Source organism: Marinobacter aromaticivorans, assembly GCF_002806975.1.
Taxonomy (GTDB): Bacteria; Pseudomonadota; Gammaproteobacteria; order Pseudomonadales; family Oleiphilaceae; genus Marinobacter; species Marinobacter aromaticivorans.
The window spans coordinates 117,874-140,229 of sequence record NZ_NIHD01000004.1 but is presented as its reverse complement, the minus strand read 5'-3'; the positions used below and the strand labels follow the sequence as shown (position 1 = coordinate 140,229).

21 protein-coding genes and 1 tRNA gene are annotated in these 22,356 nt (G+C 54.9%); 1 reads left to right on the top strand and 21 read right to left on the bottom strand.

Going from position 1 to position 22,356, the window contains the following annotated elements; all coding sequences use genetic code 11:
* Nucleotides 1-34: 34 nt before the first annotated feature.
* From hisS to trmJ, 10 genes are all read right to left on the bottom strand, one after another.
* Complete coding sequence (hisS, locus tag CDH48_RS08145; RefSeq protein ID WP_100688243.1) at nt 35-1,315, bottom strand: histidine--tRNA ligase; 1,281 nt, start codon at nt 1,313-1,315, stop codon at nt 35-37.
* 50 nt (nt 1,316-1,365) lie between these two features.
* Nucleotides 1,366-2,484 carry a flavodoxin-dependent (E)-4-hydroxy-3-methylbut-2-enyl-diphosphate synthase gene (gene ispG / locus CDH48_RS08140; protein ID WP_100688242.1) on the bottom strand — a complete coding sequence of 373 codons (1,119 nt, stop codon included), beginning with the start codon at nt 2,482-2,484 and terminating at the stop codon, nt 1,366-1,368.
* Between the two features lie 36 nt (nt 2,485-2,520).
* Nucleotides 2,521-3,510, bottom strand: a complete 990-nt coding sequence (locus tag CDH48_RS08135; protein ID WP_100688241.1) for a RodZ domain-containing protein — start codon at nt 3,508-3,510, stop codon at nt 2,521-2,523.
* The gene (pilW, locus tag CDH48_RS08130) at nt 3,500-4,300 is read right to left on the bottom strand and encodes a type IV pilus biogenesis/stability protein PilW (RefSeq protein ID WP_379923650.1); all 801 of its coding nucleotides are present in this window, start codon (nt 4,298-4,300) and stop codon (nt 3,500-3,502) included. The genes CDH48_RS08135 and pilW overlap by 11 nt, the downstream gene beginning before the upstream one ends.
* A gap of 46 nt (nt 4,301-4,346) precedes the next feature.
* Nucleotides 4,347-5,459 carry a 23S rRNA (adenine(2503)-C(2))-methyltransferase RlmN gene (rlmN, locus tag CDH48_RS08125; RefSeq protein WP_100688239.1) on the bottom strand — a complete coding sequence of 371 codons (1,113 nt, stop codon included), beginning with the start codon at nt 5,457-5,459 and terminating at the stop codon, nt 4,347-4,349.
* A gap of 61 nt (nt 5,460-5,520) precedes the next feature.
* Nucleotides 5,521-5,949, bottom strand: a complete 429-nt coding sequence (ndk, locus tag CDH48_RS08120; RefSeq protein WP_100688238.1) for a nucleoside-diphosphate kinase — start codon at nt 5,947-5,949, stop codon at nt 5,521-5,523.
* A gap of 82 nt (nt 5,950-6,031) precedes the next feature.
* On the bottom strand, nt 6,032-7,180 hold the full coding sequence (locus CDH48_RS08115) for an IscS subfamily cysteine desulfurase (protein ID WP_100688237.1): 1,149 nt from the start codon (nt 7,178-7,180) through the stop codon (nt 6,032-6,034).
* Between the two features lie 19 nt (nt 7,181-7,199).
* Complete coding sequence (iscR, locus tag CDH48_RS08110) at nt 7,200-7,697, bottom strand: Fe-S cluster assembly transcriptional regulator IscR (RefSeq protein WP_100688236.1); 498 nt, start codon at nt 7,695-7,697, stop codon at nt 7,200-7,202.
* Between the two features lie 77 nt (nt 7,698-7,774).
* Nucleotides 7,775-8,548 (bottom strand): serine O-acetyltransferase, encoded by a 774-nt coding sequence (gene cysE / locus CDH48_RS08105; protein ID WP_100688235.1) that lies wholly within the window; start codon nt 8,546-8,548, stop codon nt 7,775-7,777.
* Nucleotides 8,541-9,404: a tRNA (cytosine(32)/uridine(32)-2'-O)-methyltransferase TrmJ gene (gene trmJ / locus CDH48_RS08100; RefSeq protein ID WP_100688234.1), complete on the bottom strand. Its 864-nt coding sequence runs from the start codon at nt 9,402-9,404 to the stop codon at nt 8,541-8,543. Before trmJ ends, cysE begins: the two co-directional genes overlap by 8 nt.
* Before the next feature lie 175 nt (nt 9,405-9,579).
* Between trmJ and CDH48_RS08095 the strand changes: the two genes are divergently transcribed.
* Nucleotides 9,580-10,380 carry an inositol monophosphatase family protein gene (locus CDH48_RS08095; RefSeq protein ID WP_100688233.1) on the top strand — a complete coding sequence of 267 codons (801 nt, stop codon included), beginning with the start codon at nt 9,580-9,582 and terminating at the stop codon, nt 10,378-10,380.
* A gap of 122 nt (nt 10,381-10,502) precedes the next feature.
* Here the strand turns inward: CDH48_RS08095 and secF are convergent, their stop codons facing one another.
* The 11 genes from secF to flgH all read right to left on the bottom strand — a co-directional run bounded on the left by secF (nt 10,503) and on the right by flgH (nt 22,334).
* Nucleotides 10,503-11,456 (bottom strand): protein translocase subunit SecF, encoded by a 954-nt coding sequence (secF, locus tag CDH48_RS08090; RefSeq protein WP_100688232.1) that lies wholly within the window; start codon nt 11,454-11,456, stop codon nt 10,503-10,505.
* A complete protein-coding gene (gene secD / locus CDH48_RS08085) occupies nt 11,449-13,323 on the bottom strand; it encodes a protein translocase subunit SecD (protein WP_100688231.1) in 1,875 nt (624 codons plus the stop codon). Before secD ends, secF begins: the two co-directional genes overlap by 8 nt.
* A 94-nt stretch (nt 13,324-13,417) precedes the next feature.
* On the bottom strand, nt 13,418-13,783 hold the full coding sequence (gene yajC / locus CDH48_RS08080) for a preprotein translocase subunit YajC (protein ID WP_100688230.1): 366 nt from the start codon (nt 13,781-13,783) through the stop codon (nt 13,418-13,420).
* 28 nt (nt 13,784-13,811) lie between these two features.
* A complete protein-coding gene (gene tgt / locus CDH48_RS08075; RefSeq protein WP_100688344.1) occupies nt 13,812-14,933 on the bottom strand; it encodes a tRNA guanosine(34) transglycosylase Tgt in 1,122 nt (373 codons plus the stop codon).
* A 14-nt stretch (nt 14,934-14,947) separates the two neighbouring features.
* The gene (gene queA, locus CDH48_RS08070) at nt 14,948-16,060 is read right to left on the bottom strand and encodes a tRNA preQ1(34) S-adenosylmethionine ribosyltransferase-isomerase QueA (RefSeq protein WP_100688229.1); all 1,113 of its coding nucleotides are present in this window, start codon (nt 16,058-16,060) and stop codon (nt 14,948-14,950) included.
* Between the two features lie 41 nt (nt 16,061-16,101).
* Nucleotides 16,102-16,188: transfer RNA gene (locus CDH48_RS08065), tRNA-Leu, on the bottom strand.
* 80 nt (nt 16,189-16,268) lie between these two features.
* Complete coding sequence (gene flgL / locus CDH48_RS08060) at nt 16,269-17,486, bottom strand: flagellar hook-associated protein FlgL (protein ID WP_100688228.1); 1,218 nt, start codon at nt 17,484-17,486, stop codon at nt 16,269-16,271.
* Nucleotides 17,487-17,504: 18 nt separating this feature from the next.
* On the bottom strand, nt 17,505-19,541 hold the full coding sequence (gene flgK / locus CDH48_RS08055) for a flagellar hook-associated protein FlgK (protein WP_100688227.1): 2,037 nt from the start codon (nt 19,539-19,541) through the stop codon (nt 17,505-17,507).
* Between the two features lie 5 nt (nt 19,542-19,546).
* A complete protein-coding gene (gene flgJ, locus CDH48_RS08050) occupies nt 19,547-20,530 on the bottom strand; it encodes a flagellar assembly peptidoglycan hydrolase FlgJ (protein WP_100688226.1) in 984 nt (327 codons plus the stop codon).
* 8 nt (nt 20,531-20,538) lie between these two features.
* Nucleotides 20,539-21,636: a flagellar basal body P-ring protein FlgI gene (locus CDH48_RS08045; RefSeq protein ID WP_100688225.1), complete on the bottom strand. Its 1,098-nt coding sequence runs from the start codon at nt 21,634-21,636 to the stop codon at nt 20,539-20,541.
* Nucleotides 21,633-22,334: a flagellar basal body L-ring protein FlgH gene (gene flgH, locus CDH48_RS08040; protein WP_100688224.1), complete on the bottom strand. Its 702-nt coding sequence runs from the start codon at nt 22,332-22,334 to the stop codon at nt 21,633-21,635. Before flgH ends, CDH48_RS08045 begins: the two co-directional genes overlap by 4 nt.
* Between the last annotated feature and the right edge of the window lie 22 nt (nt 22,335-22,356).

Sequence of the window (22,356 nt, the reverse complement as noted above, 5' to 3'; positions counted from 1 at the left end):
CTGTAATGGATTTTTACTTTTATGTCTGTGCGAATCAGTTTGCCAGAGCTTTCGCAAGCACCGCGGCCAACTCATCCTGCGCCACGCTGATCTGGTCTTCATCCGAGCGCAACGGCTTGAGGCTGACCGTAACATTCTCCAGCTCATTTTCGCCGAGAATCACGGCATACCGGGCTCCGCTTTTGTCTGCTTTTTTCATCTGGCTTTTGAAACTGCCACCGCCACAATGGTTGACTATCACCTGGCCGGGGAGCCGGTTGCGCAGCGTCTCGGCCAGCGCCATTGCCGGTGTAACTGCGGCTTCACCCATGGCAGTCACATACACATCAGCATTGTTGTTGGCGTCTTCCGGCACCAGCCCCAGCGTTTCAAGCAGCAGAATAAGACGCTCCAGGCCCATGGCAAAACCAACGGCGGTGGTGGGTTTGCCACCAAGCTGTTCCACCAGGCCATCGTAACGGCCACCCGCACAGATGGTGCCCTGGGCACCGAGGCTGTCGGTGACCCACTCAAAAACCGTTTTGCCATAATAATCAAGCCCGCGAACAAGGGCGGGGTTCACCGTGTAGGCAATCCCCGCCGCGTCCAGCAAGTCTTTAAGCCGGTCAAAATGCTCTTTTGACTCAGCGTCAAGATAATCTTCCAGCCGCGGAGCGTCTGCAAGCAGCTTACGGGTTTCAGGGTCCTTGGAGTCCAGAATCCGCAGCGGGTTGGTACCCAGGCGTCTCTGACTGTCTGCATCAAGCTGCGATTTGTATTGCCCCAGATAATCCACCAGGGCACCGCGAAACTGGTTGCGCGCCGCCGATGAACCGATGGAGTTGATTTCCAGGCGCGCATGGGTGCCCAGCCCCAGCTCCTGCCAGAGCCTGGCCGTAAGAATCAGCAACTCAGCATCAATGTCCGGCCCGGCCATACCAAAACATTCAACGCCAATTTGGTGGAATTGGCGATAACGGCCTTTTTGTGGGCGCTCATGGCGGAACATGGGCCCCATATACCATAACCGGCGCGTCTGATTGAACAACAATCCGTGCTCTTCTGCCGCACGCACACACCCGGCCGTGCCTTCCGGTCGCAGGGTCAGACTGTCACCGTTGCGGTCCTCGAAGGTGTACATTTCCTTTTCAACGATGTCCGTAACCTCACCGATGGAGCGCCTGAACAAATCGGTCTGCTCCACCACCGGCATCCGGATTTCCTGATAACCGTATTGGCGCAACACTTTGCGCACGGTAGATTCAACAAACTGCCAGATTGGTGTCTGCTCTGGCAGGATATCGTTCATCCCGCGGATTGCCTGAATCTTAGCCAATGTAAACCCTTAATTCTTTCTGGATAATCGTGCCTGAAAGCGTTAAACAATCACTTGTCTGAGCGCGCAATAATGGCATCTTCCTGTTCTTTTTTACGGGCGATTTCTTCACGAATCAGCCGTTCAAGATCATCGGTAAGGGTTGCATTATCTAGTTTCTGGTTCGGTTTGCCGGCCCTGTAAAACAGGTTCTTCGGGCTGCCGCCTGTCAGGCCGATGTCAGCCACTTTGGCTTCACCCGGGCCATTCACTATGCAGCCGATGATGGCAACGTCCAGGGATTCGTTAACATCCTCAAGCCGCACTTCCAGATCATTCATGGTCTGAATGACATCAAAATTCTGGCGTGAGCAGCTTGGACACGCCACAAAGTTGATACCCCGGCTGCGCAGCCGCAAACTTTTGAGAATATCGAAACCTACTTTGATTTCCTGAACCGGATCCGCTGCAAGAGACACACGGATCGTATCGCCGATGCCATCCATCAACAGCATGCCAAGACCTATGGACGATTTCACTGTACCAGACCGCAGCCCGCCGGCCTCGGTGATACCAAGATGCAAGGGCTGATCGATCTGGCTCGCAATGTTGCGGTAAGCGTCCACGGTCATGAATACTTCGGAGGCCTTCAGGCTGACTTTGAAGTTCTGGAAATCGTGGCGATCCAGAATATCGATGTGGCGCATAGCGGATTCAACCAGTGCGTCTGCAGTAGGCTCACCGTATTTACGCTGCAGGTCTTTTTCCAGGGACCCCGCGTTCACACCGATACGCATAGGGATATTACGGTCACGGCACGCGCTGATAACCGCACTTACACGGTCTTCGCGCCCGATGTTGCCCGGATTGATACGCATACAATCCACACCCAGCTCGGCCACGCGCAGTGCGATTTTGTGATCAAAATGGATGTCAGCGACCAGAGGCAGAGAGACACGCTTGCGAATTTTCCCGAAGGCGTCGGCGGCCTCCATGGAGGGTACAGACACCCTGACAATATCGGCACCCGCCTCCTGCAGCGCAGTAATCTGCCCTACGGTTGCATCAACATCGCAGGTGTTGGTGTTTGTCATGCTCTGCACCGCGATTGGCGCGTCGCCGCCAACGGGTACGTTCCCGACCATGATCTGGCGGGATTTGCGTCTTTTTATCGGGGATTCGTGCTTCATTTTCTTGCGACCGAAATAGATTAATGCAAAAAATGTTCAGATTGTCAGCGTGAACTCGGACCGGTTGTTCACCACCGGAAAATTCCGGATATCCACCGGCTCACCCTGGAAGCGAATCGTATCAACGGTGTCGACCGCACCAATAACCACTTTCAGGGGCGCCTTGCCAGAGACTTCAAGCCGGTCACCGGCCCTCTGCAAGGAACTTGCCAGACGATCTCCATTTGCGTCACGCACCTGCACCCAACAGTCACCGGTAAACACAATTTCCAGCTTGCCCGTGACAAGGCCATCATCATCCGCCGCTGGCCCTGACAGAGCAGGCTCAGGCGTTTGCGCAACCACGGGTATCTGATCCGCCGTGAACTCCTCGGATACTTCAGCGGGCTCTGTGGCTATGTTCTCTGGGCCCGCACCAACCTGTTCAGGCTCCCCTTCCGCCGTTTCCCGGCTCTCAGGCGTAACGTCTGGCTCTGTAGCAGTCGCCGGTGCGTCACGGGATTCATCAGCCCGCATGTCTGAACTGCCCGGGGCAGTCAGCTCACCGGCCTGCCCGACCGTTTCTGCAGCACCAGAAAGCTCGGTATCAGCCGCGTCGGAACTGAGTTTCGGCATAATGAGCGTAACGGCCAGAGCCGCTAAAAGCACTACAGCCAGAACCAGCAAAAACAGCTTTGCGATTCTGCGTTTTCTGCGCCGGCGACGCTCGATATCAATGAGCGGGTTGGCCTCCAGTTCGCGTGCTTTTTGCAGGCGCCCCGGTTCCAGTTCGCGATTTAGATCTGCAATAATGGCATCGCCGTCAAGACCCACCTGTTTCGCGTACGCCCTCACATAGCCTTTCAGGAACAGTTCACTGTCAATCTGCCCGTAATCGCCGTTTTCAATGGCCTGGATGATACCGTTTCGCAAATGCTGTGCGTTAGCAATCTGGGAAATGCTCAAGCCATGCCTTTCCCGTGCCTGCTTCAGTTGCTGGCCAACGGAGTCATGGGCAACAGTCTGTGGGGAATCATCACTTGTCATTGGAAATCAGGGCCTTGTATTGTTGGTACTCTGCTGACTCCGGGTAGTTATTCTTCAATTGCAGCACCAGACTTGCTTCCTGGTTCCTGTCACCAGTGTGTTGTGCAATGCGAATTCCCGTCAGCAGGCTTTCAGGCGAGTGCTGTAAACGCTTGTTCCGCTGCATGATCATCATCAGGCGATTATAGTATCGTGCAGCGCCTTCCACATCACCGGAATTCACCATTACCCGGGAAAGCGAGAGCAGAGAGCGGGCATCGCCACGAGTCAGCTCCACGGCACGACGATATGAGACAATGGCTTCTTGTTGCTGCCCCAGACGCTCCTGAGTCATGCCCAGATTGTAAAATACAGAACCCCGATCCTTGTAATCGGTATCCCTGGAAGCCGCACGGAACTGATCACGTGATTCTTCAAACCGCTCCTGGGAGTAGAGAAAGGCACCGTAATAGACTCTGGCACGGGTATACCCGGGACTTTCGGAAATGGCTTTTCTGAAGCTCTTTTCGGCAAGTTCCGCCTCACCATCGGTATTATAGATTAACCCGAGGGCCGCAAGAGCCTGGGGACTATCCGGATCAAGCTCAAGGGCGCGATCCAGGTGATGGCGTGCCCTTTCTATGTTGCCCTGGCCGAGGTAGGCGGTTGCAAGCTGAACATAGTTTTCAACGGCTTTTTGCCGGTCTGCCTCGCGGGTAAAACGACTGTCCGTTGTAGTGACGCACCCGGTGAGCAGCAGCGCAACCAGCAGGGTTACGACAGAAGTAAAACGTCCATTTACCGGTTTTATAGCCACAGAATGCATTCCTCGCGGGTTGGGCATCACAAATGCCCGTTCAGGGATTCACCTGTTGAACATTGATATATCGCTGGCTTCGACGGGTTCGATCTTCCACCTGGCCCACCAGCTGACCACAGGCCGCATCAATATCATCGCCCCGGGTCGTCCTGATTGTCGCGATATAACCTGCTTCATTCAACACAGCCTGAAAACGCCGGGTAGCGTTCATACTCGGACGACGAAAATCGCTTTCCGGAAACGGATTAAAGGGAATCAGATTTATCTTGCAGGGGAGATCTCGCAAAAGCTCGGCGAGTTCTCGCGCATGCTCAGGCTTGTCGTTCATGCCTTCAATGACCGTGTACTCAATAGTGGCCTTCCGTTTGTCTGGCAAACGGCTGAAATAACGACGTGTCGCCGCCAGCAATTCTGCAATCGGATACTTTTTATTGAGCGGAACCAACTGGTTCCTCAATTCATCATTAGGGGCATGCAGGGAAATGGCCAGTGAAACATCGGTAACTTCTGCCAGCCGGTCAATACCCGGCACCACTCCGGAAGTGCTCAGTGTAACCCGGCGCTTGGAAATGCCGTAAGCCAGATCCTCCATCATGAGGTTCATTGCATCTACCACATTGTCAAAATTCATCAGGGGCTCGCCCATGCCCATCATGACAACGTTGGTGATTGGCCGGTCGGGGCCTGGTTCAAACGGCATAAAGGCCTTGCGCGCAACCCATACCTGACCAATGATTTCGGCCGCTGTCAGGTTGCGATTGAAGCCGCGCTTGCCTGTTGAGCAAAAGGTGCAGTCCAGTGTGCACCCGATCTGCGAGGATACACACAGAGTGCCCCTTTCGCCGTCAGGAATCAGCACAGTTTCTACACTGTTGCCGTTATCCATGCGCATGACCCACTTTCGGGTGCCATCTTTGGATGTTTCGTCATAAACGACCTCAGGGCCACGAATCTCTGCAACCTGTTTGAGCTTTTCCCTGAGGGCTTTGCTCACATTGGTCATTTGATCGAAGTCATCCACACCACGCTGATGCATCCACTGCAGAATCTGGGTAGCGCGGAAACGCTTTTCCCCAAGGGAATCAAAGAAAGCCTCAAGCTTGTCCTTGGGCATCCCCAGCAGATTGGTTTTTTCAGCGGCCGCTGTCATTTTATAACCTCAATCAGATAACCAATGCCGGGGCTGCCACAGGCAGCCCCGGGCAACAATCTCAGCCGCGCGGGCAGATTTCGTTGTCATTGAAAAAATAGGCGATTTCGCGCTCTGCAGAAGCTGCGGAATCAGAGCCATGAACCGCATTCGCATCGATGGATGATGCAAAATCGGCGCGAATTGTGCCGGGATCGGCTTCTTTAGGGTTGGTGGCACCCATCAGATCGCGGTTTTTCAGGATGGCGCCCTCTCCTTCCAGAACCTGAACAACAACAGGGCCGGATGTCATGAATGCAACCAGATCGTTGAAGAACGGACGCTCCCTGTGCTCGGCATAGAAGCCTTCAGCCTTCTCCTGAGTGAGGTGCATCATACGGGCTGCAACAATGCTCAGGCCGGCTTTTTCAAAACGGCTGTAGATTTCGCCAATCACATTCTTTGCAACGGCATCGGGCTTGATAATGGAAAGCGTGCGCTCAGTAGCCATGGTGTTTCTCCTTCAGGGACTGGATTAATGGGGTACGGGTAAAATTCAGGCCTGCGATTATACGCAGTCGGAGGGCCACTGCCTACCGCACAGCGCGAAGGCGGGTAACAACTTCAATAATTTCCGCACTGGCAAAAGCCATTTCTTCGGCCGTTGTGTAACGCCCCATGGAAAACCGCAAAGCACGATGAGCGCGCTCGTCGCTTAACCCAATTCCACGCAGAACGTAGGAAGGCTCAACCGTGGCGGACGCGCAGGCGGAGCCGGATGAAACCGCCAGATTCCGGAGACCCAGCATGAGGGATTCCGAATCAACACCATCAAACGACAGATTGATAATTCCTGGTACCCGGTTGGTTTCCGAGCCGTTGAGCGTGACACCCTCCAGGCCTTTCAAGCCTTCCAGGAAGGATGCACGCAGGGTCTCAAGCTGATCAATTTCTGTATCAAGACACGACTCGGCAAGGGCAAAGGCCTTGCCCATTCCGACTATCTGGTGCGTTGGCAGGGTCCCGGAACGCATTCCGCGTTCGTGGCCGCCACCGTGAATCTGTGCCTCTATGCGTACATCCGGCGAGCGCCTCACATAAAGCGCCCCCACACCTTTAGGGCCATAAACCTTATGGCCGGAGAGAGACATCAGATCCATCGGCATGGCGGTTACGTCCACGGGAGTCTTGCCGGCGGCCTGGGCGGCATCGACATGAAACAACACGCCACGCTCGCGAAGCCCGGCGCCGATCGTGGCTACATCGGTCACACAGCCCAGCTCATTATTAACCAGCATCAGGCTTACCAGCCGTGTTTCCGGTTTCAGTGCCTCAAACACTTGCTTCGGCTGCACGATGCCATCGCGGCCAGGTGTCAACCAGGTAATATCAAGACCCCGGGCTTCGAGCCATTTGCAGGTATCTACAACGGCCTTGTGTTCAACTGTCGAGGTGATCAGGTGGGCATTTTCGAGGTCGGCAAATGCGCCTTTTATCGCAAGATTGTCCGATTCTGTTGCGCCGGACGTCCAGACAATTTCGCGCGGGTCGGCATGAATCAGGCTGGCAACCTGCCCCCGGGCAGACTCCACGGCAGCTTCTGCCTGCCATCCGAAACCGTGGGAGCGGGATGCCGGGTTGCCAAAAACACCGTCTGGCGTGAGATATTTGACCATTTCGTCGGCAACAGCAGGGTCAACGGGCGTTGTCGCCGCATAATCGAGATAAACGGGCTTTTTCATAAATTTACAGGGGCTTGAATCAGGCGGGCGCCTGATCATTCAGACGCTCGGTATTAATCGTGTCAGAATCGCTGCCTGTCTGGCGGCGGTTCTGCCGGTCCGCCACCTGGCGGATTTCATGCCTTTTCATCAGATCGCCGAGACTGATCTCGCTGAGAAACTGATGAATCTGACTACTCAGGTCTGACCACAGATGGTGTGTCAGGCACTTTTCGCCATTCTGGCAGTCACCTTTGTTGCCGCACCGAGTGGTGTCGAGAGATTCGCTGACCGCATCGACAACGTCGGCAATATAAATGCAGTCCGCATCCCGGCTCAGACGGTATCCACCACCAGGGCCCCGGATACTTGTAACCAGCTGTCGACGGCGAAGACGCGAGAAAAGCTGCTCAAGATATGAAAGCGAAATTTCCTGGCGGGCTGAAATATCTGCAAGCGTCACCGGTCCCTGCCCTCCATGGAGAGCAAGATCCAGCATTGCCGTAACAGCGTAGCGGCCTTTGGTTGTCAACTTCATGGCATCAGCCCCGTGATGGGATTGAATCTTGATATACGCGACTGAGTATGAATTGACCAACTATTTCAGTCAAGTATTCAGCCGCGATCCTGGCTCTCATCCCGCACGCAATCGAAGTCCTCTTCATCCAGTTCAGGCAACTTGCCGTTCTGATATTCACTGTTCACCTTACGAAGCGCCTTGCACATAATCTCAATGCGATCATCCACGGCATGCATATGATCGAGCAATGCGCGCACGGAGCGGGCAACCGGGTCTGGCATTTCTTCTGTTACTCCGTATGCGTCAAAGCCCATACGCTCTTCCATGACCTTGCGGCGGGCATCGTCTTCGGATTTCTGTTTTACAATAATCCGGCCCGGAATACCTACTACCGTGGCACCGGCAGGAACCGCTTTTGTTACAACGGAGTTGGAACCGATCTTGGCATCTTCGCCCACCTCGAAAGGCCCCAGAATTTTTGCACCAGCACCAACAACAACACGATCACCGATCGTGGGGTGGCGCTTGCCCTTGTTCCAGCTTGTACCGCCAAGCGTGACCCCCTGATACAGCGTAACATCATCACCAATGACGGTCGTCTCGCCGATTACCACGCCCATGCCATGGTCGATAAAAAACCGCCTGCCAATGGTTGCGCCCGGGTGTATCTCTATACCGGTAAACCACCGGGCCAGCGTGGAAATGGTACGCGCCAGCCATTTCAGCCCCCTGTTCCACAGCCAGTGGGAAAAACGGTGTATCAGAAGGGCATGCAGCCCCGGGTAATTGGTGAGCACCTCAAAGGTATTCCTGGCAGCAGGATCCCTGTGAAATACGCTTTTTATATCTTCACGCAAATGCCTAAACATGGCCATCTTCCTGTCTGGCCGGCTCGGCACCGGCCTCAGTTGGTTTCGTACTTTCCTGCGCTCCGGCGGCCTTTTGCACCGCGCTCAGGATACCCCGGAGAATATTGATTTCCATCTGATCAAGCTGTGCCCGCTGAAACAGCCTGCGCAAGCGGGACATCAGCTGCCTGGGATTGTCGCGTCGATGGAAACTGACATCATGAAGCGTCTGTTCAAGGTGACCGAAGAACCCCTCGACATCCGCAACCTTTGCCGGGGGAACATCCCAGCCTGCATCACCGGGCGCCTTCATGGACCTCAAGTCGGGTCTGCCATCGCTATCTTCAAGGTTACGCAGGTAAAACATGCGTAACTCGTAACACATAACCTGAACGGCCATCGCCAGATTGAGTGAACTGTAATCCGGGTTTGACGGGATATGGATATGATAGTGACAACGATGCAGTTCATCATTGCTCAAACCATGATTTTCGCGCCCGAAAACCAGGGCCACTGCCCCTTCACGACTGTGATCACTTGCCACCGCGACCGCTTCCGATGGCGGCATCACCGGCCAGGGTATTTTGCGATCCCGGGCGCTTGTGCCCATCACCAGCACACAGTCTCCCAGGGCTTCGCCCAGGGTGCCCACCACCTGGGCCCGGTCGAGTATATCGGATGCACCCGCCGCACGGGCATAGGAAGCTTCATCCGGGAAAGAATTCGGATTGACCAGCCACAAATTGCCAAGCCCCATATTCTTCATGGCCCTGGCAACAGCTCCGATGTTCCCTGAATGAGAGGTCTCAACCAGAACAATGCGGATCTGATCCTGAAACATGTCCGGCCCTTCCAGAGGCGGGGATGGCTTATGCATTAGCGACTTGGTCCAAGGTTATCGTTTACGGGCGGCAATGATAGCAGAAAGCGAGCGCTTTCTGCGCCCCCGAATACCCGCTTATCCGTGCTTTTCCTGAGTCAAAAAACAGACAAGGAGGGCGATCTTTTGCTATCATGTCGGGCCTTCACACACCCGGATAACGAACTCTCAGATGCAACCAGCTATTAAAATGGCCCTGCGCGTCGCACGCCAGGGGTCGGATTACCTGAAAGCCCACTTCGAACGCCAGGAGCCTGTTGGAAAGGACGGCGAAGAGCGTCGTCGCCAACTGGAACGGGTGGAACAGTCAATCTATGACAATTTCGCCGAGCAGCTTGAAAAGGCTTACAAGGATCACAGCATCGCTCCACTCAATGAAGCAAATGCCGGGGCCAGTGAAAGAAGCTGGCATATTTTCCCGGTAATGGGGCGCGAAAACTTCCTCAGAGGCATTCCGGAATTTGCCCTGGTTCTGGCACAGAAGAAGAATAACCGTACGGAAAACCTTCTGCTGGTGAACCCGGTTACCGGTGAGGAATATTCAGCCAGCCGTGGGCGTGGCGCGGCATTAAACAGCCGCAGAGTCAGGGTCTCGGATGTGCGGTACACAGAGAATGCAGCTTTTGCGACCAACCTGCTGGATCAGGCACGCAAGAGCGACAACGCACTTCTATGGGGCGAAATAGCGGCAGTACTGGCCCAGAACGCTTCCATGTTTCGCACTTCAGGTTGTGTGGTTCTGGATATTGCCCGGGTATCTGCAGGCCTTCTGGATGCAGCCGTTATCTTTCGCCCGGAAGCAGCCGATCTTGATTTTGGCGTAACTCTGGCCATGGAGTCTGGCGCACTCAGTGCCGATTTCTCAGGCAACCCCTCAACCGACAACGCCCGCCAACTGGTGGTTGCGAACCCCAAACTGTTCCGCGAAGTGCTGAAAATCCTGCATCCGTTCCGTGGCCGCATTCCCGCATGACACCTACCCCGGTTCTGTGGCCAGGGCCGATGTAAAGGTACAAAAAAGGATACAAAAAACCGCCACTGTCCAGTTGGCGGTTTTTTTGTATCCCGGAAAGCATTTCCAGGAAGAATCAGGGATTACATGCGATTGAGCCACTCGGGTGGCTGCTCGTCCTCTTCCGCATCGGCCAAACCTTCTTTGGCCGGAACCATAAGGTCCTCACGGGACACTCCCATAACCATTAACAGGTTTGCAGATACGTAGATGGATGAGTAGGTACCAACCACCACGCCAATAATCAACGCAAGCGCAAAGTTATTGATGGCTTCACCACCCAGGAAATACAGTGCCAGGAGAACCACCAGCGTAGTTCCTGAGGTATTTATGGTACGGGCTATAGTCTGATGGATCGACTCGTTGATGATATCCCAGGGTTCACCCACCCGCATTTTTCGGAAGTTCTCACGGATCCGGTCTGCTACAACAATGGTATCGTTCAGCGAATAACCAATAACCGCGAGCAGTGCCGCAAGTACGGTAAGATCGAATGTCCACTGAAACAACGCGAAAACGCCAAGAATAATAATCACGTCGTGTGCCAAAGGCACGACAGACGCAATCCCGAACTTGAACTGGAACCGCATACCCACGTAAATGAGTACAACCGCAAGTGCGATCAGAAGCCCAAGCCCGCTTTCTTCCTTAAGTTCGTCACCAACCTGAGACCCCACAAACTCTGAGCTGATCAGCTCGAGATCATCACCGGTCGCAGCCAGGACCTGGGCAACTTCCTCTGCCAGCTTATCGTTACCAGCCTCTGCCAGGCGCACCAGCACAATCGTGTCGGCACCGAAATTCTGCACTACAAACTGATCATAGCCCGCATCCGTAAGCGTCGAGCGAACCACGTCCAACTGTGGTGCTTCTGCATATTCCAGTTCCACGGAGGTACCGCCGGTGAAGTCCATGCCATAATTAAGGCCACGAACGCCCAACAGAACAACCGACGCAACAACCAGCACAATGGAGAATACGGAAGCGAGCTTCCGGAACCCCATAAAATCAAACGACTTCTTCTGATCATCAGACATTGGCGAGCTTTCCTCCGATCGACAGCTTCTCGACCCTGCGGCCGCCATAAACCATATTGACGATACTCCGGCTGACCATCAGCCCCGAGAACATCGATGTAAGAATCCCGATGCAAAGCGTTACTGCAAAGCCTTTAACCGGGCCCGTGCCCATCGCGAACAGAATGATCGCAACCAGCAGGGTGGTTATGTTGGCATCAAATATGGAAACAAAGGCGCGGGAATAACCGGCATTGATGGCAAGCTGGGGTGATACGCCCGATTTCAATTCTTCTTTTATGCGCTCAAATATGAGCACATTGGCGTCTACCGCCATGCCCACCGTTAATACGATACCGGCGATACCCGGCAACGTCAGAGTGGCAGAGAGGATGGACATACAGGCGATCAGAAGCATCAGGTTGATGGTCAGGGCAATATTTGCCACCAAACCGAATCCGCGGTAATAAACCAGCATGTAAAGCAGAACAAGAACAAAGCCAAGCCCCACCGACATCATCCCGGCATCAATATTCTTCTGCCCCAGGCTGGGGCCGATGGTGCGTTCCTGAACGAAGTACATGGGCGCGGCCAGTGCACCCGCCCGCAAAAGCAGTGCAAGCTCGGCAGCCTCCGGAATGGAATCCAGCCCCGTGATACGGAAACTGCTTCCCAAAGCAGACTGAACAGTTGCAAGGCTGATAATGCCCTTCTCCACAACCCGCTTCTCTGTTTCAACCGGCTCACCGTCTACCATTCTGGTTTCGGTTTCAGTGCGGAACTCGATAAACAGAACCGCCATGCGCCGACCTATGGCATTGCGTGTGGCGCGATTCATCAAATCGCCCCCTATCGAATCCATCGTTATATTGACCTGGGGTTGGCCATTTTCGTCGAACGCCTGTTGCGCATTGGCGACATTGTTACCGGTGGCAATCACTTCACGCTCAAGACGGGCGGTGCGCTGGGGGTCATCCCGGAAGCTGAACTGTTCAGTCTCGCTGGCCGGCGCATCCTGGCGCGCTTCCATACGGAACTCAAGGTTGGCAGTTGCACCAAGAACCCGTTTGGCCTGGGCTGTATCCTGCACACCCGGAAGTTCCACAATAATCCGGTCGGCACCCTGTTGCTGAACCAGCGGTTCTGCAACCCCGAGTTCATTCACCCGGTTACGAATGGTCGTCAGGTTCTGTTCGAGAGCGTACTTGCGGATGGCGTTTACTTCACCTTCGGAAAGGGTAAGAACAATCTGGAACTCGTCACCGCTGGTTCTTTCATCCAACAGAAACTCGTTGTACTGGCGTTTGATCAGGTTGAAGGCCTCGGTACGTGATGCCTTATCGCGGAACGACAGGACGATGTTACGGTTACCTTCCACATCTCCGCCCCGGTAGCGTATACGCTCCTCGCGAAGCTCGCGCTTGATTTGCCCGGATACGGCTTCGAGCCTCTGCCCGACAGCCGTGTCCATATCCACCTCCAGCAGGAAGTGAACACCACCACGCAGATCAAGGCCGAGTTTCATAGGGCCGGCGCCCAGGCTTTTCAACCAGGCAGGTGTAGAAGCCGCCATATTCAGGGCAACCAGATAATCGTTACCGAGAGCCGCCTGCACCACTGGCCGGGCACGCAACTGATCATCAGAGCTGGTTAACCGGATGAGCGCATCACGATCATCGAGCGAACTGCTTTTTATCTCAATACCATCCGATTCCAGTGCTTTAACGGCTCTTTCGAGCACCGCAGCATCCACTTCGGTGCTGCTGCGGGCACCGGTGATCTGCACAGCGTAATCATCGGGAAACAGGTTGGGCAATGCGTAGATAAACCCGATCACGATTGCGATCAGGATAAGCAGGTTTTTCCAGAGCGGATACTTGTTCAGCATGGGATCCCTTGTAGCCGGCCCGGGGGCCGGCCTTGGTGTTTCAGCCAGAAAGGTTCAGGCCAGCAGGTATCAGGGCTGGCCGGAGAGTCCTTGCTCAGATATCTTTGAGCGTACCTTTAGGCAGTGCGGCGGCAACAGCCACTTTCTGTACCTTCACTTCAACATTGTCGGCAATCTCAACAACAATGAAATCGTCAGACACCTTGGTGATTTTACCGGCAATGCCACCGGAGGTAACCACCTCATCACCCTTGTTTAGGCCAGACATCAGCGCCTTGTGTTCCTTGGCACGCTTGGACTGGGGGCGCCAGATCAGGAAATAGAAAATCAGAATAAAACCGGCAAAAAAGATAACCTGGCCCATAACACCCATGCCGCCAGCCGGGGCACCTTCCTGAGCCATTGCCAGCGCGGGTAGCATGGCCATCAGGCCGGCCAGAAACAACTTGACTGATTTCATCAAAACTCTCCGTTGATTAAATAATAATTTACTCATTACTCATGGCCGGCACTGTCTCGCCGCGCAGAGCATAGAAGTTGGTTATAAAGTCCGACAATGTACCTGCTTCAATGGCCCCGCGCAATCCGGCCATCAGGTTCTGGTAATAGCGCAGGTTATGAATGGTATTCAGTTGGGCGCCAAGCATTTCTCCGCATTTATCCAGATGATACAGGTAACTTCTCGAAAAATTCTTGCATGTGTAACAGTCACAACGCGCATCCAGGGGGGCTGTGTCGTGCCGGTGCCTGGCATTGCGTATTTTTACAATACCGGTGGATGTGAACAGGTACCCGTTACGGGCATTTCGGGTTGGCATCACACAATCGAACATGTCGACTCCCCGGCGTACACCCTCTACCAGATCCTCAGGCCGCCCTACACCCATCAGATAACGGGGTTTGTTTTCAGGCATTCTGGGTGTCAGGTGATCCAGTATGCGAATCATATCCTCTTTGGGCTCTCCAACGGAAAGCCCGCCAATGGCGTAACCGTCAAACCCGATTTCCGTGAGGCCTTCAAGGGACCGGTCCCGAAGTGGTTCATACATTCCGCCCTGAACAATTCCAAACAACGCCGAAGGGCTGTCCCCGTGAGCATCCTTGCTACGCTTTGCCCAGCGTAACGAAAGCTCCATGGATTCCCGTGCCTGTTTCTCTGTTGCCGGATACGGTGTGCATTCGTCGAAAATCATCACAATATCAGAGCCCAGATCGCGCTGTACCTGGATTGCGATTTCCGGCGACAACTTGACCGGCGAGCCATCCACCGGCGAGCGGAAGGTCACTTCCTGTTCGGTAATCTTGCGCATGTCGCCAAGACTGAAAACCTGGAACCCACCGGAGTCGGTGAGTATCGGGCCTTTCCACTGGGTAAAATCGTGAAGATCGCCATGGGCTTTCACCACTTCAGTGCCGGGGCGCAGCATCAGATGAAAGGTATTGCCGAGTATGATTTCGGCGCCGATTTCATGAATATCCCGGGGCAACATTCCCTTGACTGTTCCGTATGTGCCCACCGGCATAAACGCCGGGGTTTCAACGGTTCCCCGGGGGAACGTCAGCCTGCCACGCCGGGCAAGGCCGTCTTCTCCCAGTTTTTCAAAAGACATAAAACAGGACTGGTTCACAGCTTGTCTCCGGCATTGAATGGTGTTGGGCGGCCAGCCTGTGCAGAAGCATCCGGTGCGCCAAGCAGCATACCCCGGCTCGGCTCCTGCCCGGTTATGAACATGGCATCACCATAACTGAAAAACCGGTACTTTTCGGCAATCGCTTCACGGTAGGCCTGCATCACATGGTCGTAGCCTGCAAAGGCGCTGACCAGCATAATCAGCGTGGATTCAGGCAGATGAAAATTGGTAACCATCGCATCCACGGTCTGAAACCTGTAACCCGGGTAAATGAATATGTCCGTTTCACCCTGAAATGCCCTCAGCTGGCCCCCACGGCTTGCAGATTCGAGTGAACGTACCGATGTGGTTCCAACAGCAATCACCCGGCCACCCCGCGCACGTGCACGATTCACGGCGCTCACGGCTTCTTCAGGTACGTGCACTATCTCGCTGTGCATAACGTGTTCATCAATACGGTCTACCCGCACCGGCTGGAAGGTTCCGGCACCCACATGCAAGGTCACAAAGGTGCTTTCCACGCCGCGGGCTCTCAGGGCTTCCAGAACCGCATCATCAAAATGCAAACCCGCGGTCGGCGCCGCAACGGCGCCTGCCTGCCTGGCGTAGACGGTTTGATAGCGTTCACGATCGGTGGATTCGTCCGGACGATCCACATACGGCGGCAAAGGCATGTGCCCTATGCGCTCAAGCAGTTCAAGAACCGGCTCCGTGCTTTCACTCTCCAGATAAAAAAGCGCCTCGCTACGGCCAGCCATGCGCAGTGCGGAGCCATCCTCAAGAATTACTCTCTGCCCTTCTTTCAATGCCTTGGAAGCACGAACATGGGCAACAAGGCTGTGCTCACCGGTTACCCGCTCAACCAGTACTTCAACCTGACCCCCGGTTTGTTTTTTTCCAAACAGGCGCGCCGGTATCACACGAGTGTCATTGAAAACCAGCAAATCGCCCGGTTGGAGTATATTCGGAAGGTCTGTGAAACAACGGTGAGCAATGTCGCCCGATGTGCCGTCAAGACAAAGCAGCCGGGAAGCGCTGCGCTCCCTGAGTGGATACCGGGCGATGAGTTCGTCCGGGAGATCGAAGTGAAAATCGGAGACGTTCATGGACCGGGCTGTTCACGGAGCCGCTATCTGCGACTTGAATATGGTAGCGGCGGGCGGACTCGAACCGCCACGGGTTTTACCCCAACGGATTTTGAATCCGTCGTGTCTACCAATTTCACCACGCCGCCAACGAAGAGTGGGGGGATTATACTTGGGCTGATCGTGAAATCAATACACTTGGCCTGAGAGTTTCCCCTTGGCGCCTGTTTTACAACCGATCGAATAACGACAGCTGCGAAACCTGCGCAAATGACTGCTGTGCCGCCTGCAACACAAAGCTCTGGAAGCTCAGGTTACTGATTGCTTCGGCATAATCCACATCCTGCAACTGGGAACGGATTTCATTGGTATACACCGAGGAATCCGCCAGAAAGCTTTTGGTGGATTCCACCGCATTCATACGCCCGCCCAGCTCGGTCTGCTTCAGGATGATGCTCTCCTGCGCGTTATCCAGGTTCACCAATGACTGGGCGACAAGGTCATTGTATTTTGCCTGGCCTTCCGGAGTGCCCTTATCGATTGAATCCAGACCGGCAACCAGGTTCTCGATGGTGCCGAAGACTGACTGTTTTTCGTTGATTTTCAGTGTGAACACATCTCCGCTTCCCGCCGTTGTACCCGTGATGGTTGCCTCCACCCCAGCAACCACGAAAGGCTCGCCGCTTGTATAGGTCGTCGGGCTAACGGCAAGCGGGTTGTTCTGGCTGTCCCGCGCCTGAATAGTGTTAGAAGCATCTACGGTGATCGTAATATCGTCTGGAAACGAGCCGCTATAGGCAGCAATGAGATCCGCTTCGTTGACAACCGAAACACCCGAGATAAAGCTACCGGAGTTGTTTATCGTAGGTTCTCCGGTCACAGCTGCAGGCACATTTACAAAAATACCTTTGCCGTTATCGCTGATAGGCACGGTTACCCCATCATCAATTTCAAGCACCCGCTGACCTTCGTCACCCTTGTAAACGTACCTTCCGTTTTCCTGCTGGAATGCCTGAACAGAACCCTGAAACCCGCTGAAGATATACTCGCCTGACGCATCCCGGGTATTCACGATATTGGCAAGCTGCTCCAGCCGCTCTTTCATTTCGGAAGAGATCGACTTGCGATCATTGGGGGACAACGCCCCATTACCCGCTTGCACCGTTAGCTCACGAATTCGCTGAATAACGTCTATGGCGCTTGCCAGAGTACTTTCTTCCTGCTTGAGGCGATTGTCGGCAAGGTTAACATTGCGCTCGTAGGTTTTTACCCGGGACAGTTCCTGGTCAAGCTTCAGAATACGGGCTGCGGCCACCGGATCATCGGAAGGCTTGTTTACCCGCTTACCCGTGGATATCTGCTGTTGCGTGTTATTCAGGTTAGCATTCAACTCCTGCAACCGATTGATACCGCTTGAGAACACCTGTTGTGAGGAAATTCTGATCATGTCACATCACCTCGTCTGTTACCGGAACGTCTGCAACAGCGTATTGAATAGATCCTGGGCCACTGAAATCACCTGCGCAGAGGCGTTATAGGCAGCCTGGTACTGGATCAGCTTGCCGGCCTCCTCATCAAGGTTTACCCCTGAAACTGACTCCCTTTGCGCGGTGGACTGCTCCAGCAGGGTTTTGCCAGCGTCCAGATCAAACTGGCTCTGGCGGGTTTTTACGCCAATATCTTCCACCAGCCCTGCATAGCCTTCGGTGAAACTCTGGCTTTTGCCGTTTAAGGTGTTGGCGGTGCCCAGCGCCGCCAGGCGTTCGGCGTTACGGTTATCTGAAACCCCGTTGCTGTTATAGATAATCTGAAAGGTATCCCCCGGTGCTGGCTCGCCCGTCAGCTTGAACTGAAACCCCTGGTATTCACCACCAGCGGCTGGATCATTGCTGAAAAATGTAATCGGATCTCCGCGGGTAAATGACTTTGTTATGTCAACAAATGGTGATGACCCGGACACCGTGTACGTCATGGATTCCGGGTTGGCGGGATTTGGCACTGCAAATGAAATGGTAAAAGGTCCGTTCGCCAACTCGCCCGCGGTCTGAAAAGCCGGTAACAGAGAGCCTGTAAACGGGCTGCGCACATTCAACATTGTGCCCTGATCGATCCTTGCGGTACCGACGTTTTGACCACCGGTAGTGGCTCGCACCGGGCTGGCGAACGCCAGATCCTCTTCCCGGTTAACCTGCAAGGCCATGGATTCTGCTGCGTTGCGGCTGGGTTGGATCAGATACTTGTCACCTGCGTTGAAGGTGCCGCCTTCAACGCGAATATTAAAACCGGGCATGGAAATTTCAGATTGCACAGGGTTTGGCAGCCGGCCCTGATTCACAATCTCGCCGGTAGCCTTGTCAATAAGTTCAAAACTGCGCCCGTCGCCACTGAACTGCAGTGTCCAGCTGCCTGCCGGCAGCATGGTGCTATCAGTGATTTCTACCGCCAACTGACCATCTTTTGGCAACTGGTTGTTGGCGTTGGCCACAACCCGGCTTCTTTGCGCCGCAAGATTATTAACATCGTTAAAAAACAGCCCGCCAAGATCACCCTCGAGGTCCATTCCAATCTCGTGCTGCTGATTTACACTGGCGGACAGCCCTATGGCAATTCGCCCCAGTTCATCGAACGCAGGTTTGAGGGCCTCATTGTCAAAACGACGCAAACCTCCCAACTTTCCACCGTTGATCTGCTCATCAACACTGAGGATACGGCCGCCATTGGTGAGGGTAAATTCCAGGCGTGTCGGGTCTTCTGAACTACTTCTGGTACCAAACTGTGCGGCGTTATTTCCCACTACGAGGGAAAGCCCGTTGGCAAGCGAAACGTTTACCTGGCTGCCCTCGGTTTCCGTTACCCGTATGTTCACCAGTTCAGAGAGCTGACGCAGCTTTTCGTCGCGCTTGTCCAATAACTCGTTCGGCATTCTGCCCTGGGCAAGACCCGGGGATTCCGAAATAGCCAGATTCAGATCCGCAATGCTGTTCAGCAGGGTATTGGCATCCTTCACACCCTGCTGCATCTGGGTTTTTACCGATTCCCGCTGCTGAACAAACTCCTGGCTAAGCGCCTGAAAACGGTTTACCACTTGCTGCGCCTCGCTCAGCACCAGCTGGCGCTGCGGCAGCGAAGCTGGATCTTCTGCGGCATTCTGCAGGCTTGCAAAGAAGTTGTTCAGGGCATTATTCAGCCCCGTGGTCTCGCCGCCCAGCAGGTTATCAAGCCGGCTCAGTTCGGAGTTCAGAGCCTGCTGCTCGCCAGTCAGGGTACTGTCCTCGCGAACCTGCTGCACAAGAAATTCATTGGCCAGCCTGCGGATATCCGCAACGTTGACACCCTTGCCAATGGTTCCGGCTCCGGTACGCTGCCCCGGCTGGGTTTCGAACACCACTTCCTGCCGGCTATAGCCTGGAGTATTGGCGTTGGTGATGTTGTTGCCCGTGGTATTCAGCGCACTCTGGTGACCAAGAATACCGGTCAGGCCAATACCAATCAGTCCCGCCATAGCATTTACTCCCCGGCTCCATTACCCATTGAAAGTGTCATCAGAGAATCACGGTTCATTATCCGGTTGATCTTGTCACCGTACTGCGGGTCCGTAGCGTAGCCGGCTTCCTGCAGCTTTCTGGCAAACACTTCCGGCTGGTCTGCACTGGCCAGCACATCCCGATACCGCGGGTTTGATTCCAGAAACGCCACGTAATCCCGAAAGCTGGATTCGTAATCCGGGTAAGCCCGGAAATCCGCACGCTCTTTCATGGGCACGCCTTCACGGAATTCAGTGGTGGTGACGGTTACCGCATCCCCCTGCCAACGGCTGTCGGCCTTGATACCGAACAGGTTATAGCTGTGTTCGTTGGCATCACCACGGATCATGTGGCGCCCCCAACCGGTTTCCAGAGCTGCCTGCGCAACCATCAGTCTTGCGTCAATACCCGTATCTGCGGCGATGGATTGGGCAACCGGCAACAAGGTGCGTACAAACTGCTCAGGCGACTCGAACTGCTCAGGCAGCACAGGGTCCGTGTCCGCAGGCATCAGGGCCTGGCTCTCAGCCGCCGCTGTAACTTCATCAACCCGGGCCGGCAGCCTCGGAGAAATCGGAGGCAGATTGCGTTCATAGTCCGCCAGTGCGGTCTTGCGGGAGGCAAGCGGGCTGCCCTGGCTGTCCGTTCCGGGAATATCTTTACCCAACTGCCGAACCAGAGCATCTGCAAGGCCGGTGCCCTGCCCGCCTGCCATGGTCAGGCTCAACTGGCTGTCAAACATATCACGGTAGAATTCGGACTGGCTGCTGTTCAGATAATTGCCCTCAGCAAACACGTCGCCGGCCTTGCGCATGGATTTCAGCATCTCGGAGAGGAATATGCTCTCAAACTGGCGCGCCACTTCCTCAAGGGCTGCCCGTTTATCATCCCCGGCACTGTGCTTCAGCGCGTTCAATCCGCTGAAATCTGTGTATATCCTGGCCTGTTGAAGCTGATAGTCCTGCATCACGTCACCTAGATAACAATGAGCTCGGCACGCAGAGCGCCAGCCTGTTTGAGCGCTTCCAGCACCGCCATCACGTCGCCGGGTGCTGCGCCTACCTGATTCACCGCCTGAACAATCTGGTTGAGCGTCACCGCCGGCCCGAACTTGAACATGCGGGCCGGGTCCTCGGTAATCGCTATCTGGGTATCCGGCTCCACAGCTGTTGTGCCACCCGCAAACGGATTAGGCTGCTGCACTTCGGGGTTTTCCTGAATGGTTACCGTCAGGTTGCCGTGGGTTACGGCGGCGGGGCTCACTTTGACGTTTTGCCCAACCACAATAGTGCCTGTGCGGCTGTTGATCACCACCTTGGCGGCATCTTCTGCCGGATCCACTTCAAGGTTTTCCAGAATGGATAAAAAACTCACTCGCTGGGACGGGTCGCGGGGTGCCCGCACTGAAATCGCTGTTGCGTCGTGGGCGTATGCCATGTCCGGGCCAAGGTATTCATTAATCACTTCAACCACGCGACGGGCTGTGGTGAAGTCAGGGCGCATCAGATTGAATGTAATGGTATCGCCCCGGGTGAACGGGGAGGCAACCTCACGCTCAATGGTTGCCCCGTTCGGTATACGGCCCACGCTTGGTACGTTCACAGTAATGCGGGAACCGTCCTGACCCTGGGCGCCAAAACCGCCTACCACAAGACTGCCCTGCGCCATGGCATAAACGTTGCCGTCCGCCCCTTTGAGCGGTGTCATCAGCAGAGTGCCCCCGCGCAGGCTGTCGGCATTCCCAATGGAAGAAACGGTAATGTCCATTTCCTGGCCGGTTTTGGCGAATGGCGGCAGAGTGGCGCTCACGGTAACCGCTGCCACGTTGGCCAGGTTGGGGTTCACGCCATCCGGCAAGGTAATGCCAAACTGGTTCATCATGTTGCGGAAAGTCTGGTTGGTAAACGGTGCCTTGTCGCCCGTCCCGTCAAGGCCAACCACCAGCCCGTAACCCACAAGCTGGTTATTACGCACCCCTTTGATCCGCGCCAGATCCTTGAGGCGGTCAGCCATTACCGGGGCTGCCAGAACCGCAAGCATGAGCGAGAGAATCACGCACCGGCGTATCGTCATAAGGGCCACCACTCGCTGTTGAAGAACCGGGCCAGCCAGCCCATCTGGTTTGCCTGATCAAAATCACCCGTACCACCGTAAGCGATGCGCGCATCTGCAATACGACTGGAAGCAACAACGTTACCCGGGTCGATATCCTGGGGGCGTACGAGGCCGGTCAGGCGCACATATTCATCACCATTGGTCAGCGAGATCCATTTCTCTCCGCGAACCCTGAGAACGCCATTGGGCAACACTTCTGTGACCGTCACTGTGATACTGCCCGCCAGGCTATTGCTCTGGTCGGCTTCGGCTTTGCCGCTAAAATCCCGCTCATGCTTCAGGGACGTTGCGAGGCCGATATTGTTCTTGCCCAGAATGTTGGGTTCCGGCAAGGAAATCTCGTTGTCCTTGGTAATGCTGGTTTCCGCATTTTTACTGGCACGGGTGGATTCCCTGAGGGTAACCGTCAAAACATCACCAACATTGAGTGCTACCGTATCGCCGTAAAAATTGTAGTTACGGGAACTCTGGTAAATCGCTCCGGACTCCGGATCACGCTGTATCATTGCCTGAGCGCGCACCGGAGCATAGGCGGGGTCGTCCGGCTCCGCCCGTGGCCGGCTCATGGCGGTACATCCCTGCAGCAATATCAGCAACCAGACCAGCAGAAGGCTTGCTGCCGGCCGGGTCAACCGGATTGATGTGGTCGGTTTCATGAGCTCACTCCTCGCCTCGTAT

Excerpts from the sequence above, each read along its gene's own strand:
- ispG (WP_100688242.1), bottom strand. The coding sequence starts at position 2,484 with ATGAAGCACGAATCCCCGATAAAAAGACGCAAATCCCGCCAGATCATG.
- CDH48_RS08135 (WP_100688241.1), bottom strand. The coding sequence starts at position 3,510 with ATGACAAGTGATGATTCCCCACAGACTGTTGCCCATGACTCCGTTGGC.
- rlmN (WP_100688239.1), bottom strand. The coding sequence starts at position 5,459 with ATGACAGCGGCCGCTGAAAAAACCAATCTGCTGGGGATGCCCAAGGAC.
- ndk (WP_100688238.1), bottom strand. The coding sequence starts at position 5,949 with ATGGCTACTGAGCGCACGCTTTCCATTATCAAGCCCGATGCCGTTGCA.
- CDH48_RS08115 (WP_100688237.1), bottom strand. The coding sequence starts at position 7,180 with ATGAAAAAGCCCGTTTATCTCGATTATGCGGCGACAACGCCCGTTGAC.
- iscR (WP_100688236.1), bottom strand. The coding sequence starts at position 7,697 with ATGAAGTTGACAACCAAAGGCCGCTACGCTGTTACGGCAATGCTGGAT.
- cysE (WP_100688235.1), bottom strand. The coding sequence starts at position 8,548 with ATGTTTAGGCATTTGCGTGAAGATATAAAAAGCGTATTTCACAGGGAT.
- trmJ (WP_100688234.1), bottom strand. The coding sequence starts at position 9,404 with ATGCATAAGCCATCCCCGCCTCTGGAAGGGCCGGACATGTTTCAGGAT.
- CDH48_RS08095 (WP_100688233.1), top strand. The coding sequence starts at position 9,580 with ATGCAACCAGCTATTAAAATGGCCCTGCGCGTCGCACGCCAGGGGTCG.
- secF (WP_100688232.1), bottom strand. The coding sequence starts at position 11,456 with ATGTCTGATGATCAGAAGAAGTCGTTTGATTTTATGGGGTTCCGGAAG.
- secD (WP_100688231.1), bottom strand. The coding sequence starts at position 13,323 with ATGCTGAACAAGTATCCGCTCTGGAAAAACCTGCTTATCCTGATCGCA.
- yajC (WP_100688230.1), bottom strand. The coding sequence starts at position 13,783 with ATGAAATCAGTCAAGTTGTTTCTGGCCGGCCTGATGGCCATGCTACCC.
- tgt (WP_100688344.1), bottom strand. The coding sequence starts at position 14,933 with ATGTCTTTTGAAAAACTGGGAGAAGACGGCCTTGCCCGGCGTGGCAGG.
- queA (WP_100688229.1), bottom strand. The coding sequence starts at position 16,060 with ATGAACGTCTCCGATTTTCACTTCGATCTCCCGGACGAACTCATCGCC.
- flgL (WP_100688228.1), bottom strand. The coding sequence starts at position 17,486 with ATGATCAGAATTTCCTCACAACAGGTGTTCTCAAGCGGTATCAATCGG.
- flgK (WP_100688227.1), bottom strand. The coding sequence starts at position 19,541 with ATGGCGGGACTGATTGGTATTGGCCTGACCGGTATTCTTGGTCACCAG.
- flgJ (WP_100688226.1), bottom strand. The coding sequence starts at position 20,530 with ATGCAGGACTATCAGCTTCAACAGGCCAGGATATACACAGATTTCAGC.
- CDH48_RS08045 (WP_100688225.1), bottom strand. The coding sequence starts at position 21,636 with ATGACGATACGCCGGTGCGTGATTCTCTCGCTCATGCTTGCGGTTCTG.
- flgH (WP_100688224.1), bottom strand. The coding sequence starts at position 22,334 with ATGAAACCGACCACATCAATCCGGTTGACCCGGCCGGCAGCAAGCCTT.